The sequence below is a fragment of the Burkholderia sp. E168m22 genome, from assembly GCF_001319805.1.
Taxonomy (GTDB): domain Bacteria; phylum Pseudomonadota; class Gammaproteobacteria; order Burkholderiales; family Burkholderiaceae; genus Burkholderia; species Burkholderia orbicola.
Map to the genome: position 1 here is coordinate 64790 of NZ_BBSK01000011.1, position 13439 is coordinate 78228.

The 13439-nt window shown below is 66.0% G+C and carries 12 protein-coding genes and 1 tRNA gene; 10 read left to right on the forward strand and 3 right to left on the reverse strand.

Features of this window, described 5'->3' with window-relative positions:
* Positions 1 to 84: 84 nt before the first annotated feature.
* On the reverse strand, positions 85 to 1047 hold the full coding sequence (trxB, locus tag AP428_RS02150) for a thioredoxin-disulfide reductase (RefSeq protein WP_006476644.1): 963 nt from the start codon (positions 1045 to 1047) through the stop codon (positions 85 to 87).
* A gap of 387 nt (positions 1048 to 1434) precedes the next feature.
* On the opposite strand from trxB, the gene AP428_RS02155 reads away from it, so the two are divergent.
* The 3 genes from AP428_RS02155 to AP428_RS02165 all read left to right on the forward strand — a co-directional run bounded on the left by AP428_RS02155 (position 1435) and on the right by AP428_RS02165 (position 6022).
* Positions 1435 to 3744: a DNA translocase FtsK gene (locus AP428_RS02155; protein ID WP_012328086.1), complete on the forward strand. Its 2310-nt coding sequence runs from the start codon at positions 1435 to 1437 to the stop codon at positions 3742 to 3744.
* Positions 3745 to 3790: 46 nt separating this feature from the next.
* Positions 3791 to 4480 carry an outer membrane lipoprotein chaperone LolA gene (lolA, locus tag AP428_RS02160; protein WP_023475207.1) on the forward strand — a complete coding sequence of 230 codons (690 nt, stop codon included), beginning with the start codon at positions 3791 to 3793 and terminating at the stop codon, positions 4478 to 4480.
* A 231-nt stretch (positions 4481 to 4711) separates the two neighbouring features.
* The gene (locus AP428_RS02165) at positions 4712 to 6022 is read left to right on the forward strand and encodes a replication-associated recombination protein A (RefSeq protein WP_012328088.1); all 1311 of its coding nucleotides are present in this window, start codon (positions 4712 to 4714) and stop codon (positions 6020 to 6022) included.
* Between the two features lie 43 nt (positions 6023 to 6065).
* On the opposite strand, the gene AP428_RS02170 is transcribed toward AP428_RS02165, so the two are convergent.
* The gene (locus AP428_RS02170; RefSeq protein WP_006476640.1) at positions 6066 to 6335 is read right to left on the reverse strand and encodes a DUF2164 domain-containing protein; all 270 of its coding nucleotides are present in this window, start codon (positions 6333 to 6335) and stop codon (positions 6066 to 6068) included.
* Between the two features lie 248 nt (positions 6336 to 6583).
* Here AP428_RS02170 and serS point away from each other — a divergent pair, with 248 nt between their 5' ends.
* Positions 6584 to 7885, forward strand: coding sequence for a serine--tRNA ligase (serS, locus tag AP428_RS02175; RefSeq protein ID WP_012328090.1), 1302 nt, complete (start codon positions 6584 to 6586; stop codon positions 7883 to 7885).
* 117 nt (positions 7886 to 8002) lie between these two features.
* Positions 8003 to 8093 (forward strand) — tRNA-Ser (locus tag AP428_RS02180).
* Positions 8094 to 8360: 267 nt separating this feature from the next.
* Here AP428_RS02180 and AP428_RS02185 read toward each other — a convergent pair.
* Positions 8361 to 9521 carry an alkane 1-monooxygenase gene (locus AP428_RS02185; RefSeq protein WP_054927491.1) on the reverse strand — a complete coding sequence of 387 codons (1161 nt, stop codon included), beginning with the start codon at positions 9519 to 9521 and terminating at the stop codon, positions 8361 to 8363.
* A 555-nt stretch (positions 9522 to 10076) separates the two neighbouring features.
* On the opposite strand from AP428_RS02185, the gene AP428_RS02190 reads away from it, so the two are divergent.
* The 5 genes from AP428_RS02190 (at position 10077) to AP428_RS02210 (ending at position 13363) form a co-directional block, all read left to right on the forward strand.
* Complete coding sequence (locus AP428_RS02190) at positions 10077 to 10700, forward strand: GNAT family N-acetyltransferase (protein ID WP_227745866.1); 624 nt, start codon at positions 10077 to 10079, stop codon at positions 10698 to 10700.
* A gap of 172 nt (positions 10701 to 10872) precedes the next feature.
* Complete coding sequence (gene minC / locus AP428_RS02195; protein WP_011544839.1) at positions 10873 to 11658, forward strand: septum site-determining protein MinC; 786 nt, start codon at positions 10873 to 10875, stop codon at positions 11656 to 11658.
* Between the two features lie 59 nt (positions 11659 to 11717).
* Positions 11718 to 12533 (forward strand): septum site-determining protein MinD, encoded by an 816-nt coding sequence (minD, locus tag AP428_RS02200; protein ID WP_006476635.1) that lies wholly within the window; start codon positions 11718 to 11720, stop codon positions 12531 to 12533.
* Positions 12534 to 12545: 12 nt separating this feature from the next.
* Positions 12546 to 12800, forward strand: a complete 255-nt coding sequence (minE, locus tag AP428_RS02205) for a cell division topological specificity factor MinE (RefSeq protein WP_006476634.1) — start codon at positions 12546 to 12548, stop codon at positions 12798 to 12800.
* Positions 12801 to 12961: 161 nt separating this feature from the next.
* A complete protein-coding gene (locus AP428_RS02210) occupies positions 12962 to 13363 on the forward strand; it encodes a YXWGXW repeat-containing protein (protein WP_054927492.1) in 402 nt (133 codons plus the stop codon).
* The last annotated feature ends 76 nt before the right edge of the window (positions 13364 to 13439 follow it).

Here is a 13439-nt window from a genome sequence, read left to right on the forward strand (position 1 = left end):
TGCGCGGCGGCAGCGGCTTTCCGGTCGAGCCTGCTTCGCGGCAGCGGACGCCATTGTAGCGCCCGCCGCGAAAAGGCTTCCGGCTTACTTCTTGTCGTGCAGGCTTTCGAGGTAACGCTGCGCGTCGAGTGCGGCCATGCAGCCGGTGCCCGCGCTGGTGATCGCCTGGCGGTACACGTTGTCCTGCACGTCGCCCGCGGCGAACACGCCCGGCACGCTCGTCGACGTCGCGTTGCCTTGCAGGCCGCTCTTCGTCAGGATGTAGCCGTCCTTCATCTCGAGCTGGCCCTGGAACAGGTCGGTGTTCGGCTTGTGGCCGATCGCGACGAACACACCCTGTACGAGCAGGTCTTCCGTCGCGCCGGTCTTCACGTTCTTGATGCGCAGGCCCGTGACGCCGGACTCCTCGCCCGTCACCTCGTCGAGCACGTGATCCCACTTGATGTCGACGACGCCTTCCTTTTGCTTCTCCAGCAGGCGGTCGATCAGGATCGGCTCCGCGCGGAACTTGTCGCGGCGGTGGATCACGGTGACCTTCTTCGCTATGCCGGTCAGGTAGAGCGCTTCCTCGACGGCCGTGTTGCCGCCGCCGATCACCGCGACTTCCTGGTTGCGATAGAAGAAGCCGTCGCAGGTCGCGCAGGCCGACACGCCCTTGCCCATGAACGCTTCCTCGGACGGCAGGCCGAGATACTGCGCGGACGCGCCGGTCGCGATGATCAGCGAATCGCACGTGTATTCGCCCGAGTCGCCGATCAGGCGAATCGGCTGCTCGTGCAGTTTCGCGGTGTGGATGTGGTCGAAGACGATTTCGGTGTTGAAGCGCTCCGCGTGCTCCTGGAAGCGCGCCATCAACTCCGGACCTTGCACGCCTTTCGCGTCAGCCGGCCAGTTTTCGACGTCGGTCGTGGTCATCAGCTGGCCGCCCTGCGCGATGCCGGTGATCAGCACCGGGGACAGGTTGGCGCGTGCCGCGTAGACGGCGGCCGTGTAGCCGGCGGGGCCGGAACCGAGAATCAGGACTTTGGCGTGTTTGGGCGTGGACATGTGCGAATCCGTAAAAGGCGGCCGGCGGGCGGGGTAGGGCTCGCCGTGCGATCCGGGGTGACCGGGATGCCGTCATAGATGGGTATCAGACGCGCATTATAAAGGCCCCGTTGCTGCGCTGCCGAACGAGAGTTTCAATCGCGCCGATAGCGTCTCGGGGCGTGCCGTCCGTACGGGCCAGCGCGCCGGGCGGCAGGCTGCCGGGTGACGACGCGCGTTGCCGCGGGTATAGGCTATCCGGCCGGCTTGTGGTGGCCGGCGGCGCCAGTTCGGCGCCCCGTCCCCGTTATGTAACCGTCATTTACACTTGGCGGCGCGGTGCAGCGTTTACAATAAGCGCGATCGAACGACAGGCGGGCGCACGGCCCGTCCTCTTTATACGGATTCATGGCAAAAGCTCCTTATTCCGCCCCGGCACAGGCGTTGCCGCACCGGATGTCGAAGCTCCTCACGGAGATCCGCTGGATTCTCCAGGTCGCGCTCTGCGCCTTTCTGGTGATGGCCCTGCTGAGCTACAGCCGGCGCGATCCGAGCTGGACGCACGCCGCCCAGGTCGATCACATCTCGAACTGGGCCGGCCGCGTGGGCGCGTGGACGGCCGACATCATCCTGCTGCTGTTCGGCCTGTCGGCCTACTGGCTGATCGTGCCGCTCGGGCGGCGCATCGCCGTCAATTACCGCCGCATCACGCGCCACGAGGCGATTCCCGACGAACCGGAGCGGCCGATCGGCTGGCTCACCGAAATCTTTGCGTTCGTGCTGGTCGTGCTCGCCTGTGACGGCATCGAGGCGCTGCGCATGTGGTCGCTGAAGGTGCAGTTGCCGCGTGCGCCGGGCGGCGTCGTCGGCGAGGCCGTCGCGGGCGCGATGTCGCATGCGTTCGGCTTCACGGGCGGCACGCTGCTGCTGCTGATCGCGCTCGCGATAGGCCTGTCGCTGTATTTCCGCTTCTCGTGGCTGTCGGTCGCCGAGCGCGTCGGCGGCGCGATCCTGTCCGCCGTCAACGTCGCGAAGCTGCGCCGCGAGGCCGAGCGCGACCGCAAGCTCGGCGAGGCCGCGGCGGTGCGCCGCGAAGGCAAGGTCGAAGAGGAGCGCGTGCGCATCGAGGATCACGAGCCGGTGACGATCGTGCCGCCGGTCGTCACACCGGCGAAGTCCGAGCGCGTCGAGCGCGAGCGCCAGGTGCCGCTCTTCACCGACCTGCCGGGCGATTCGACGCTGCCGCCGGTGTCGCTGCTCGACCCCGCGCCGAAGACGCAGGAAGCGATTTCCGCCGATACGCTCGAATTCACGTCGCGCCTGATCGAGAAGAAGCTGAAGGACTTCGGCGTCGAGGCGAGCGTCGTCGCCGCGTATCCGGGCCCGGTCGTCACGCGCTACGAGATCGAGCCGGCCACCGGCGTGAAGGGCAGCCAGATCGTCAATCTCGCGAAGGATCTCGCGCGCTCGCTGTCGCTCGTGTCGATCCGCGTGGTCGAGACGATCCCCGGCAAGAACTACATGGCGCTCGAGCTGCCGAACCAGCGCCGCCAGACGGTGCACCTGTCCGAGATCATCGGCTCCGAGGTGTATGCGGCCGCATCGTCGGCACTGACGCTGAGCCTCGGCAAGGACATCGGCGGCAAGCCGGTGTGCGCGGATCTCGCGAAGATGCCGCACCTGCTGGTGGCCGGTACGACCGGCTCGGGCAAGTCGGTCGGGATCAACGCGATGATCCTGTCGCTGCTGTACAAGGCCACCGCCGAGCAGGTGCGCCTGATCCTGATCGATCCGAAGATGCTCGAAATGAGCGTCTACGAAGGCATTCCGCACCTGCTGTGCCCGGTCGTCACCGACATGCGCCAGGCCGGTCATGCGCTGAACTGGACGGTCGCGGAGATGGAGCGCCGCTACAAGCTGATGAGCAAGCTCGGCGTGCGCAACCTCGCGGGCTACAACAACAAGATCGACGAGGCGGCGAAGCGCGAGGAGAAGATCCCGAACCCGTTCAGCCTGACGCCGGACGATCCGGAGCCGCTCGGCCGCCTGCCGAACATCGTCGTCGTGATCGACGAGCTGGCCGACCTGATGATGGTCGTCGGCAAGAAGGTCGAGGAGCTGATCGCGCGGATCGCGCAGAAGGCGCGCGCGGCCGGCATCCACCTGATTCTCGCGACGCAGCGCCCGTCGGTCGACGTGATCACCGGCCTGATCAAGGCGAACGTGCCGACGCGGATCGCGTTCCAGGTGTCGTCGAAGATCGACTCGCGCACGATTCTCGACCAGATGGGCGCCGAATCGCTGCTCGGGATGGGCGACATGCTCTACCTGCCGCCGGGCTCGGGGCTGCCGGTGCGCGTGCACGGCGCGTTCGTCGCCGACGACGAGGTGCATCGCGTCGTCGAGAAGCTCAAGGAGCAGGGCGAGCCGAACTACGTCGAGGGCCTGCTCGAAGGCGGCACCGCCGACGGCGACGAGGGCTCGGCCGGCGCGGGAACCGGCGAAGGCGGCGGCGAGTCTGATCCGCTGTACGACCAGGCGGTCGAGATCGTCATCAAGAACCGCCGCGCGTCGATCTCGCTCGTGCAGCGCCATCTGCGGATCGGCTATAACCGTGCGGCGCGGCTGCTCGAGCAGATGGAGCAGTCGGGGCTCGTGTCGGCGATGTCGTCGAGCGGCAACCGCGAAATTCTTGTGCCGGCGCGCGACGCGGAATGAGTCCGCGGCGCCCGCAGCGCCGGCCACCCAGGGAGAAAACCGCAATATGCAGCAACTTTCGTTCGTCCCATCCCTTCGTTCGACGCGGCGCTGGCTCGGCGCGGCGCTCGCCGGCGCGTCGCTGATGCTCGCGGCGACGCACGCGTTCGCGGGCGGCACCGAGCAACTGAAGGCCTTCGTGTCGCAAGTGCGTTCGGCGAAGGGCGATTTCACGCAGCAGATCGTCAAGGCGCCGGCCAAGGGCGCGAGCGCCGCGCAGGCCGCGCCGAAGCCCACCGACAATTCGAGCGGCACGTTCGTGTTCGCGCGGCCCGGCAAGTTCATCTGGACGTACCAGAAGCCTTACCAGCAGGTGCTGCAGGCCGACGGCGACAAGCTCTACGTGTACGACCGCGACCTGAACCAGGTCACCGAGCGCAAGCTGAACGGCGCACTGGGCGCGAGCCCGGCCGCGATCCTGTTCGGCAGCAACGATCTCGACAAGAACTACACGTTGCGCGATGCGGGCGAGAAGGGCGGCATCGACTGGCTCGAGATGCTGCCGAAGGCGCAGGACACGCAGTTCCAGCGGATCGGCATCGGCTTCCGCAACGGCACGCTCGCCGCGATGGAGCTGCACGACGTGTTCGGCAACGTCACGCTGCTGACCTTCACGAACATCCAGACGAACCCGCCGCTGAAGGGCGATACGTTCAAGTTCGTCGTGCCGAAGGGCGCGGACGTGATCAACGGCTGATCTCCGTTGCACGTTTTCCCGACACGGGCCTGCCGGCGACGGCAGGCCCGTGTTGTTTTGAGAGCGGGTGCCAGACACGGGTACCAGACGCGGGTGCCGGCGCGGGCGCCGGACACGGGTATTGGGCGTGAGCACTGCACCCCCGAGCCCGGCGGCGCGCTCGCGCGGCTGTCATAATGTCGGGTCCGGCGGCCGGTTCGGCCGCGACCGTTTGATGTGGAGCGAGGGTTCATGTCCGACCTGTTTCAAGTCGAGCCGCGCCGCCCGCTCGCCGAGGCGCTGCGGCCGAAAACGCTCGCCGAGGTGATCGGCCAGACGCATTTGCTGGGCGAAGGCAAGCCGCTGCGGCTCGCGTTCGAATCGGGCAAGCCGCATTCAATGATCCTGTGGGGGCCGCCCGGCGTCGGCAAGACGACGCTCGCGCGGCTCACCGCGCTCGCGTTCGATTGCGAGTTCATCGCGCTGTCCGCGGTGCTCGGCGGCGTGAAGGACATCCGCGAGTCGATGGAGCAGGCGAAGGACACGCTGAACCGCACCGGTCGCCACACGATCCTGTTCGTCGACGAGATCCACCGCTTCAACAAGGGGCAGCAGGATGCGCTGCTGCCGTTCGTCGAATCGGGCCTCGTGACCTTCATCGGCGCGACGACCGAAAACCCGAGTTTCGAGGTCAATTCGGCATTGCTGTCGCGGGCGCAGGTGTACGTGCTGAAGTCGCTGAACGACGACGAGATGCGCCAGTTGCTGAAGCGCGCGCAGGAAATCGCGCTCGACGGCCTCGCGTTCGACGACAAGGCGATCGATACGCTCGTCGGCTACGCGGACGGCGACGCGCGCCGCTTCCTGAACCTGCTCGAACAGGCGCAGACGGCGGCGACGTCGGCCGGCGTCGCGACCATCGATGCCGATTTCGTCAGCAATGCGATGACGCTGAACGCGCGGCGCTTCGACAAGGGCGGCGACAACTTCTACGACCAGATTTCGGCGCTGCACAAGTCGGTGCGCGGCTCGAGCCCGGACGGCGCGCTGTACTGGTTCTGCCGGATGATCGACGGCGGCGCCGACCCGAAGTATCTCGCGCGGCGCATCGTGCGGATGGCGTGGGAAGACATCGGTCTGGCCGACCCGCGCGCGTTGCAGGTGGCCAACGACGCGGCCGAAACCTACGAGCGGCTCGGCTCGCCGGAAGGCGAACTCGCGCTCGGACAGGCCGTGATCTATCTCGCATGCGCGGCGAAGAGCAACGCCGGCTACAACGCGTTCAACCAGGCGATGGCGTTCGTGAAGCAGGACAAGTCGCGCGAGGTGCCCGTGCATCTGCGCAACGCGCCGACCAAGCTGATGAAGGAGCTCGGCTACGGTCATGCCTATCGTTACGCGCACGACGAGCCGAATGCGTACGCGGCCGGCGAGACGTACCTGCCGGACGGGATGCGCGAGCCGCGCTGGTACCAGCCGGTGCCGCGCGGGCTCGAATCGAAGATCGCCGAGAAGCTTGCCTGGCTGCGCGAGCTCGATCGCGAGGCCGGCAAGAAGGACTGACGGCGCCGCGCGGGCCGGTTCGACTTGCGTCGCCGCTCAGGCGTCAGCGCTTGCGGGCCGGTTGCTGTTTCTTCCAGTATTCGAACGGCTCTTCGTGGCATTCGATGTCGAGTTCGGCCACCCGCGCATGCAGGCGTTCCTGCGCGTCGGCGACCGCGAGGTTGTAGATCGCCGGCGCGACTTCCTGAATGAAGAAATGCAGCAGTGCGCCGGCCTGGATGTTGCCGATCGGCTCGTCCATGTTTTCCGTGAAATAGCGTTGCAGCGACGCGATCGCGCGGTCGCGTACATCCTTGTCGAGTTCGATGGTCATCGGATTCCCAGGTGTGCCGTGACGCGGAACTGGCGCTCCGCCTGATTCGGTTGCCGCCAGCCGGCGCGGTCGTGTCGTGATCCGTCATGGCGAGGCGCGCGGCAATTCGCCGACCGCCGATGCGGCGTACCGGCAATGCGATACTGCCATGGTCGCCCATTTGCGGCGTTGTCCATCCGGCCGGTGCCGTGGCGGGCGCGCGGTGCGTTAGAATTCCCGTCTTACACAACGATTTTCCAAGTCCTCCCATGCTCGACATCCAGTTGCTGCGCAAAGACCTCGACGGCGTCGCCAAGCGCCTCGCCGATCGCGGCTACACCCTCGACGTCGCCGCGTTCTCCGCACTCGAAGCGGAACGCCGCGCGATCCAGACCCACACCGAAGAGCTCCAGGCGCGCCGCAACAGCCTGTCGAAGCAGATCGGCGCGATGAAGGGCAAGGGCGAGGACACGTCGGCCGTGATGGCCGAGGTCGGCGGGATCGGCGACGACATGAAGGCGTCGGAAGCCAAGCTCGGCGAGATCCAGGCGCGCCTGTCCGACCTGATGCTGGGCATGCCGAACGTCGCGCACGAGAGCGTGCCGGTCGGCAAGGACGAAGCCGACAACGTCGAGGCGCGCCGCTGGGGCACGCCGCGCCAGTTCGACTTCGAGGTGAAGGATCACGTCGACGTCGGTACGCCGCTCGGCCTCGATTTCGAGACGGGCGCGAAGCTCGCCGGCGCGCGCTTCACGATGCTGCGCGGCCCGATCGCACGCCTGCACCGCGCCCTCGCGCAGTTCATGATCGACACGCACACGCAGCAGCACGGCTATACCGAAACGTACACGCCGTACATCGTGAACCCGGAGATCCTGTACGGCACGGGCCAGTTGCCGAAGTTCGCGGACGACATGTTCCGCGTCGAGAAGGGCGGCGCGGAAAACACGGTCACGCAATACCTGATCTCCACGTCCGAGATTTCGCTGACGAACACCGTGCGCGAGTCGATCGTCGACGGCGCCGCGCTGCCGATCAAGCTCACCGCGCATTCCCCGTGCTTCCGCTCGGAAGCCGGTTCGTACGGCCGCGACACGCGCGGGATGATCCGTCAGCACCAGTTCGACAAGGTCGAGATGGTGCAGGTCGTCGCGCCGGAAACGTCGTACGCGGCACTCGACGAGATGGTCGGCCACGCGGAAGCGATCCTGCAGAAGCTCGGCCTGCCGTACCGCGTGATCACGCTGTGCACGGGCGACATGGGCTTTTCGGCCGCGAAGACGTTCGACCTCGAGGTGTGGCTGCCCGCGCAGAACACCTATCGCGAGATCTCGAGCTGCTCGAACACCGAGGCGTTCCAGGCGCGCCGGATGCAGGCGCGCTTCCGCAACGCGCAGGGCAAGCCGGAGCTCGTGCATACGCTGAACGGTTCGGGTCTCGCGGTCGGCCGCACGCTCGTCGCGGTGCTGGAGAACTACCAGAACGCGGACGGCTCGGTCACGGTGCCGGAAGTGCTGCGTCCGTACATGGGCGGCATGGAGCGGATCGACGCGCCGGCACAGGCGTCCTAACGCGAGCCTGCCGAAGCCCTCGCAAAAAAATTTGCAGAAAGGGCTTGTCAGCCGCGAAGCGATCGTCTTATAATCTTTTTCTCGCGGAAACGACCAGCCGCGAAATGCAGTAAGGAAGGAGAGGTGGCAGAGTGGTCGAATGTACCTGACTCGAAATCAGGCGTACGGTTTCCCCGTACCGTGGGTTCGAATCCCACCCTCTCCGCCAAAATACGAAGCCCCTTGATCCGGAAGGATCAAGGGGTTTTTCGTTTTGGGTCGCCGACGCGCACGGATCGTGTCGCACAGATCGTGTTGCATCTTCGATGCAGCGTGGCTACATGATGAACACCATCGTCCCGTGACGAACTGGCCGGCGGAACTCCTGACAGTTGTCGCATGGCTGCCGCACCGCGCACGCGTGCCAAACCGGAAGCCGGTGCGTCGACCGTTTCAAGCGGCGTCCACCAGCTTCTACGCAGCCCTCACCGAACCATCACGCCGCAGCTGGATATTGCGCCAGCACCTTGTCGCGGATCGACGGCTTGATGTTCGACTGCGCCATGTCGCCGCGATAGTGCGCGACGACGCGTGGATTCATCACGCGATACCAGAGCGGCGGCACGTACGCGAACAGGATCATCGTTGCGTAGCCGGCCGGCAATTGCGGCGCATCGTCGAAGTGGCGCAGCGCCTGGTAAGAGCGTGTCGGATTCGCGTGATGGTCGGCGTGTCGCTGCAACTGGTACAGGAACAGGTTCGTGACGACGTGATTGCTGTTCCACGAATGCTGCGGCGTGCAGCGTTCGTAGCGGCCGCTCGGCAGCTTGCGACGGCCGAGCCCGTAGTGCTCGACGTAGTTCACCACCTCGAGCAGCGACGCGCCGTAGACGGCCTGGATCACGAGGAACGGGATCACGACCTTGCCGGCCAGCGCGATCGCGAGGCCCCATACGACGGCAGTCATCGCCCACGCATGCAGCACTTCGTTGCGCCAGGTCCACGGCGAATGCCCGAGCCGCTCGAGGCGGGCCTTTTCGAGCCGCCACGCGGAGCGGATGCTGCCGATCACCGTGCGTGGCAGGAACGCCCAGAACGATTCGCCGTAGCGCGCGCTTGCCGGGTCCTCGGCGGTCGCGACGCGCACGTGATGGCCGCGATTGTGCTCGACGTAGAAGTGGCCGTACGCGACCGGCGCCAGCGTGATCTTCGCGAGCCAGCGTTCGAAGCGGTCGGTCTTGTGCCCGAGCTCGTGCGCGGTATTGATCGAGATGCCCGTCGCGGCGCCGAGCGACAGCGCGAAGCCGACGTAGTCGTACCACGCGAGCGCATGCGTGCCGACGATCCACACGCACATGAAGAACGCGACGTATTCGACGAAAGTCGCGAGATAAACGATGTACCGGTAATAGCGTTCGCGTTCGAGGTGCGGCACGACGGCTTCGGGCGGATTGTCGCGATCGTCGCCGATCAGCGTGTCGAGGATCGGGATCACGCCGAACGCGAACAGCGGGCCGAACCACCAGAACACGTGAAGGCCCGTCGACAGCGCGAGCTGTGCGGCGAGGATCGGCAGCGTGATCGTCAGCGCGCCGAGCAGCCACAGATAACGCTTGCCATCCGACCAGCCCGAAGCCGGTGCATTGGTCATTGCCATTGTCTCCCTCCAGTCGGCCGGCCCGCGGGCGGCCGCATGCAAGTTTGTTCGAATCCTCGTGGTCCGCGACGCGCGCGGTGGCACCGGATCGTCGTCCGGTTCTGCCTGTTATACGACCGGTGCGCGCGCTTGCCAAACTCCGGCGCTAGGCTTGGCGCTCCAAACGACGGGCCGCGCGCAATGCGGGCCGCTGCGGACCGACGCGCGCTGATTGAAACATGCGGCCGACGCGGATTGGCGCGCAGGCGGGTGCGTCGTTTGTCGGACGAATGGCTCGACGTGCGGCGACCCACGCCGGTGTGAAGGGGCTGCAACAAATGTTGCATCGCAATAAAGCGGCCGGTGAAGTATGGGCGCGGCGTGTTTTTTGTTGGCTTATATTACGGAGCATTACGGTCGCAGCGACGCAATGTTATGCGGCTCAAAACCTGATGGCCGCGCATCGCAAGGAGAACGAGACGATCCGTCCGATGACGGCCGCATGTTCACCCTCCGGCAGCCAGCGTCCGCACACCGATGCTGCAACTGCACACTGATCGACGTGTGTCGCCGCTGATGACATCCGCCGCCTTTCGATCCGCGCCAGCGTTTGAAAATTACGATTTGACTCATGCCCCGCTTTCGGTTGAAGCTAATAGCTTGCTGTCCGAAGGGGGCTGTGCCTGCATGAGTTCGACCTTGACCGTTCGTCGTATCGCTGCCGATCAGGGCGGCGTGTATCGCGAACTCCGCGCTGCATCGCTGCGTGAGCCCTACGCGCCCGGCGAAGCGCCGGAGGCCGAATTGCTGACCGTCGAAGCGGACGCAGCGTCGGCGATCGCCGCGCAGCGCGCCGTGTCCGACGAGTCGACGACTTTCCTGCTGTACACCGAAGGCCATCCGGCCGGCATGATCGGCGCGTATTTCGACAACACGCCCGATCGGCGCGCGTTCGTCAGCGAACTGTGGGTCGCGCATGCGGTGCGTCATCTGCGCGGTGGCGTGCTGCTGCTGGAGACGGCTACCGCATGGCTCGCCGAGCGCGGCGCCACCGACGTTTACGCGTGGATCGCCGACGCGAACCGCAACGCGGTCCGCTTCTACGAGCGCGCGGGTTTCGGCAACACCGGCGAACATGCGCCGATCGCGCGGATGCCCGGCGCGATGAAATCGCTGTTCGTGTCGCAGGTGAAGCACTGACGCGGCCTCGACATCCCCAGCCCCGCGCGGCGCGATGAAAGCCCGATCGCCCGCCGGCCCGCCCGCCTGCCGGTTGCGCGTCCGCCCGGGCCGCAGCAACCCCGAGTCCCAAAAATAATGGCCGCACGCGTGGACGCCTGTAAAATACGCAAAAAATTTTTGCAGAGTGTCCATGTCGCTTAAAAAATCGCCATTCTTCGAGCTGCGCAGCGGATCGGTCGATACGTTGCTGTTCACCGTGAAGACGACCGATCTCGATGCGTTGCGTGCCGAACTGGTCAAGCGCTTCGAAGCGACTCCCGAGTTTTTCGCCGACGATGTCGTCGCGATCGACGTCCGCCGCCTGGCTGACGGCGAACGCGTCGCGCTCGCGGACATCCGCCAGATGCTGAACGACGTGCGGATGCGTCCGGTGGGCGTCGTCGCGCTGGCAACGCAGGGCTGGGCGGGGGAAGCCGGCCTGCCGTTGCTGGAGGCGCGCGATCGCCGCGCGCCGGCCGCGAAACCTGCCGACGAAGCGGAACCGGCGGCCGTGCCAGCCGTCGAGACCGCCGCCGCTCCGGCAGCCGCAGCGGCGCCCGAACAGCCGTCGGAGCCCGCGCCGACGCTCGTGCAGGCCGGCGGCCAGACGCTGGTGATCGACCGGCCATTGCGTTCGGGGCAGCAGATTTACGCGAAAGGAGACCTCGTGGTGCTCGCGCCGGTCAGTCACGGCGCGGAAATCATCGCGGAAGGCAATATCCACATCTACGCGCCGCTGCGCGGCCGCGCCCTCGCGGGCGTGCACGGCAATCACGACGCGCGCATTTTCTGCACGTGTCTCGAACCGGAACTGATTTCGATCGCGGGTATCTATCGAACGACCGAGAACCCGCTGCCCGCCGACGTACTGGGCAAATCGGTACAGATCCGGCTCGAAGAGGAAAAACTGATGATCGAACCGCTGCGCCTGACGTAATTCACGCGGTGCACTCCGGATCGATCGGCTCTCATTGACGAACACAGGGTATTGGGTAAATGGCAAAAATCATCGTGGTGACCTCGGGCAAGGGCGGCGTGGGCAAGACGACGACGAGCGCGAGCTTCGCGTCGGGTCTCGCGCTGCGCGGCCACAAGACGGCCGTGATCGACTTCGACGTCGGCCTGCGCAACCTCGATCTCATCATGGGCTGCGAGCGTCGCGTCGTGTATGACCTCGTGAACGTGATCCAGGGCGAAGCGAACCTGAACCAGGCGCTGATCAAGGACAAGAAGTGCGAGAACCTGTTCATCCTGCCGGCGTCGCAGACGCGCGACAAGGATGCGCTGACGCGCGACGGCGTCGAGAAGGTGCTGAACGATCTCGTCGCGATGGACTTCGAATACATCGTCTGCGATTCGCCGGCCGGTATCGAAGCCGGCGCGCTGCACGCGATGTACTTCGCGGATGAAGCGCTGATCGTCACGAACCCGGAAGTATCGTCGGTGCGCGACTCGGACCGCATTCTCGGCATCCTGTCGTCGAAGACGAAGCGCGCGACCGAAGGCAAGGAGCCGATCAAGGAACACCTGCTGATCACGCGTTACAGCCCGAAGCGCGTGAGCGAAGGCGAGATGCTGTCGCTCGAGGACATCAGCGAGATCCTGCGCATCAAGCTGATCGGCGTGGTGCCCGAATCGGAAGCCGTGCTGCACGCGTCGAACCAGGGTTTGCCGGCCGTGCATATCGACGGCACGGACGTCGCGGAAGCGTACAAGGACGTCGTCGCCCGTTTCCTCGGCGAGGACAAGCCGCTGCGCTTCACCGATTACCAGAAGCCGGGCCTGCTGCAGCGCCTCTTCGGCAGCAAGTAACGGAGGCCGCCCATGTCCATCCTTTCGTTTCTCCTCGGCGAGAAGAAGAAGTCCGCATCGGTCGCGAAGGAGCGCCTGCAGCTCATCATCGCGCACGAGCGGGTCGGCGGCCGGCCGCCGGCCGATTACCTGCCGGCGCTGCAGAAAGAGCTCGTCGCGGTCATCTCGAAGTACGTTCATATTTCGGACGATGACATCCGCGTGAGCCTCGAGCGCCAGGACGATCTCGAAGTCCTCGAAGTGAAGATCGAGATTCCGCAAGCCTGACGCTTGGCGCGTGTCCCTCCGCACGGCGGCACCCGCCGCCGTGCGCGTCTTACGCCCTGTTGCACTTTCGGGCACGCCGTAACACGGCGCCTGTCGGCCGCAATCGACTCTCCCGCATTGAACGAATACGCTCGCGTCATTTGTTCAACCAGGAGGTTGTGATGGCTGTCTCTCCCGTTTCACGTCGCATCGTTTCGCTCGCGCTGTTGGCCGCGGGCCTGTCGGCCGTCGTCGCACCGTTCGCCGCGCATGCGGACGAGATTCTCGTCGGCACGCCCGTGATCGCGCCGCAGGGGCGCATGGTCATCGCGGAGCCGGTCGCCGTGCGCACCGAGGAAATCGTCGTCGTCGCGCCGAATGCGCCGCCGCCGGTACGCTATGAAGTCGTGCCGGCCACGCGCGTGGGCTACGTATGGGAGCGCGGGCACTGGCACTGGGACCATGGCCGCTACGTATGGATCGGCGGCCACTGGGAAACCGAGCGCGTCGGCATGCAATGGGTGCCGGGGCAGTGGGACCAGCGCGGTCCGAACTGGTTCTGGACGCGCGGCCACTGGGCTTGAGGCAGACGCGCGATGAAAAGAACCGCAATCGCCATCGCGCTCGTCGCGATCACGCTGGCCGGATGCATCGTCGTGC

Excerpts from the sequence above, each read along its gene's own strand:
- trxB (WP_006476644.1), bottom strand. The coding sequence starts at position 1,047 with ATGTCCACGCCCAAACACGCCAAAGTCCTGATTCTCGGTTCCGGCCCC.
- AP428_RS02155 (WP_012328086.1), top strand. The coding sequence starts at position 1,435 with ATGGCAAAAGCTCCTTATTCCGCCCCGGCACAGGCGTTGCCGCACCGG.
- lolA (WP_023475207.1), top strand. The coding sequence starts at position 3,791 with ATGCAGCAACTTTCGTTCGTCCCATCCCTTCGTTCGACGCGGCGCTGG.
- AP428_RS02165 (WP_012328088.1), top strand. The coding sequence starts at position 4,712 with ATGTCCGACCTGTTTCAAGTCGAGCCGCGCCGCCCGCTCGCCGAGGCG.
- AP428_RS02170 (WP_006476640.1), bottom strand. The coding sequence starts at position 6,335 with ATGACCATCGAACTCGACAAGGATGTACGCGACCGCGCGATCGCGTCG.
- serS (WP_012328090.1), top strand. The coding sequence starts at position 6,584 with ATGCTCGACATCCAGTTGCTGCGCAAAGACCTCGACGGCGTCGCCAAG.
- AP428_RS02185 (WP_054927491.1), bottom strand. The coding sequence starts at position 9,521 with ATGGCAATGACCAATGCACCGGCTTCGGGCTGGTCGGATGGCAAGCGT.
- AP428_RS02190 (WP_227745866.1), top strand. The coding sequence starts at position 10,077 with ATGACATCCGCCGCCTTTCGATCCGCGCCAGCGTTTGAAAATTACGAT.
- minC (WP_011544839.1), top strand. The coding sequence starts at position 10,873 with ATGTCGCTTAAAAAATCGCCATTCTTCGAGCTGCGCAGCGGATCGGTC.
- minD (WP_006476635.1), top strand. The coding sequence starts at position 11,718 with ATGGCAAAAATCATCGTGGTGACCTCGGGCAAGGGCGGCGTGGGCAAG.
- minE (WP_006476634.1), top strand. The coding sequence starts at position 12,546 with ATGTCCATCCTTTCGTTTCTCCTCGGCGAGAAGAAGAAGTCCGCATCG.
- AP428_RS02210 (WP_054927492.1), top strand. The coding sequence starts at position 12,962 with ATGGCTGTCTCTCCCGTTTCACGTCGCATCGTTTCGCTCGCGCTGTTG.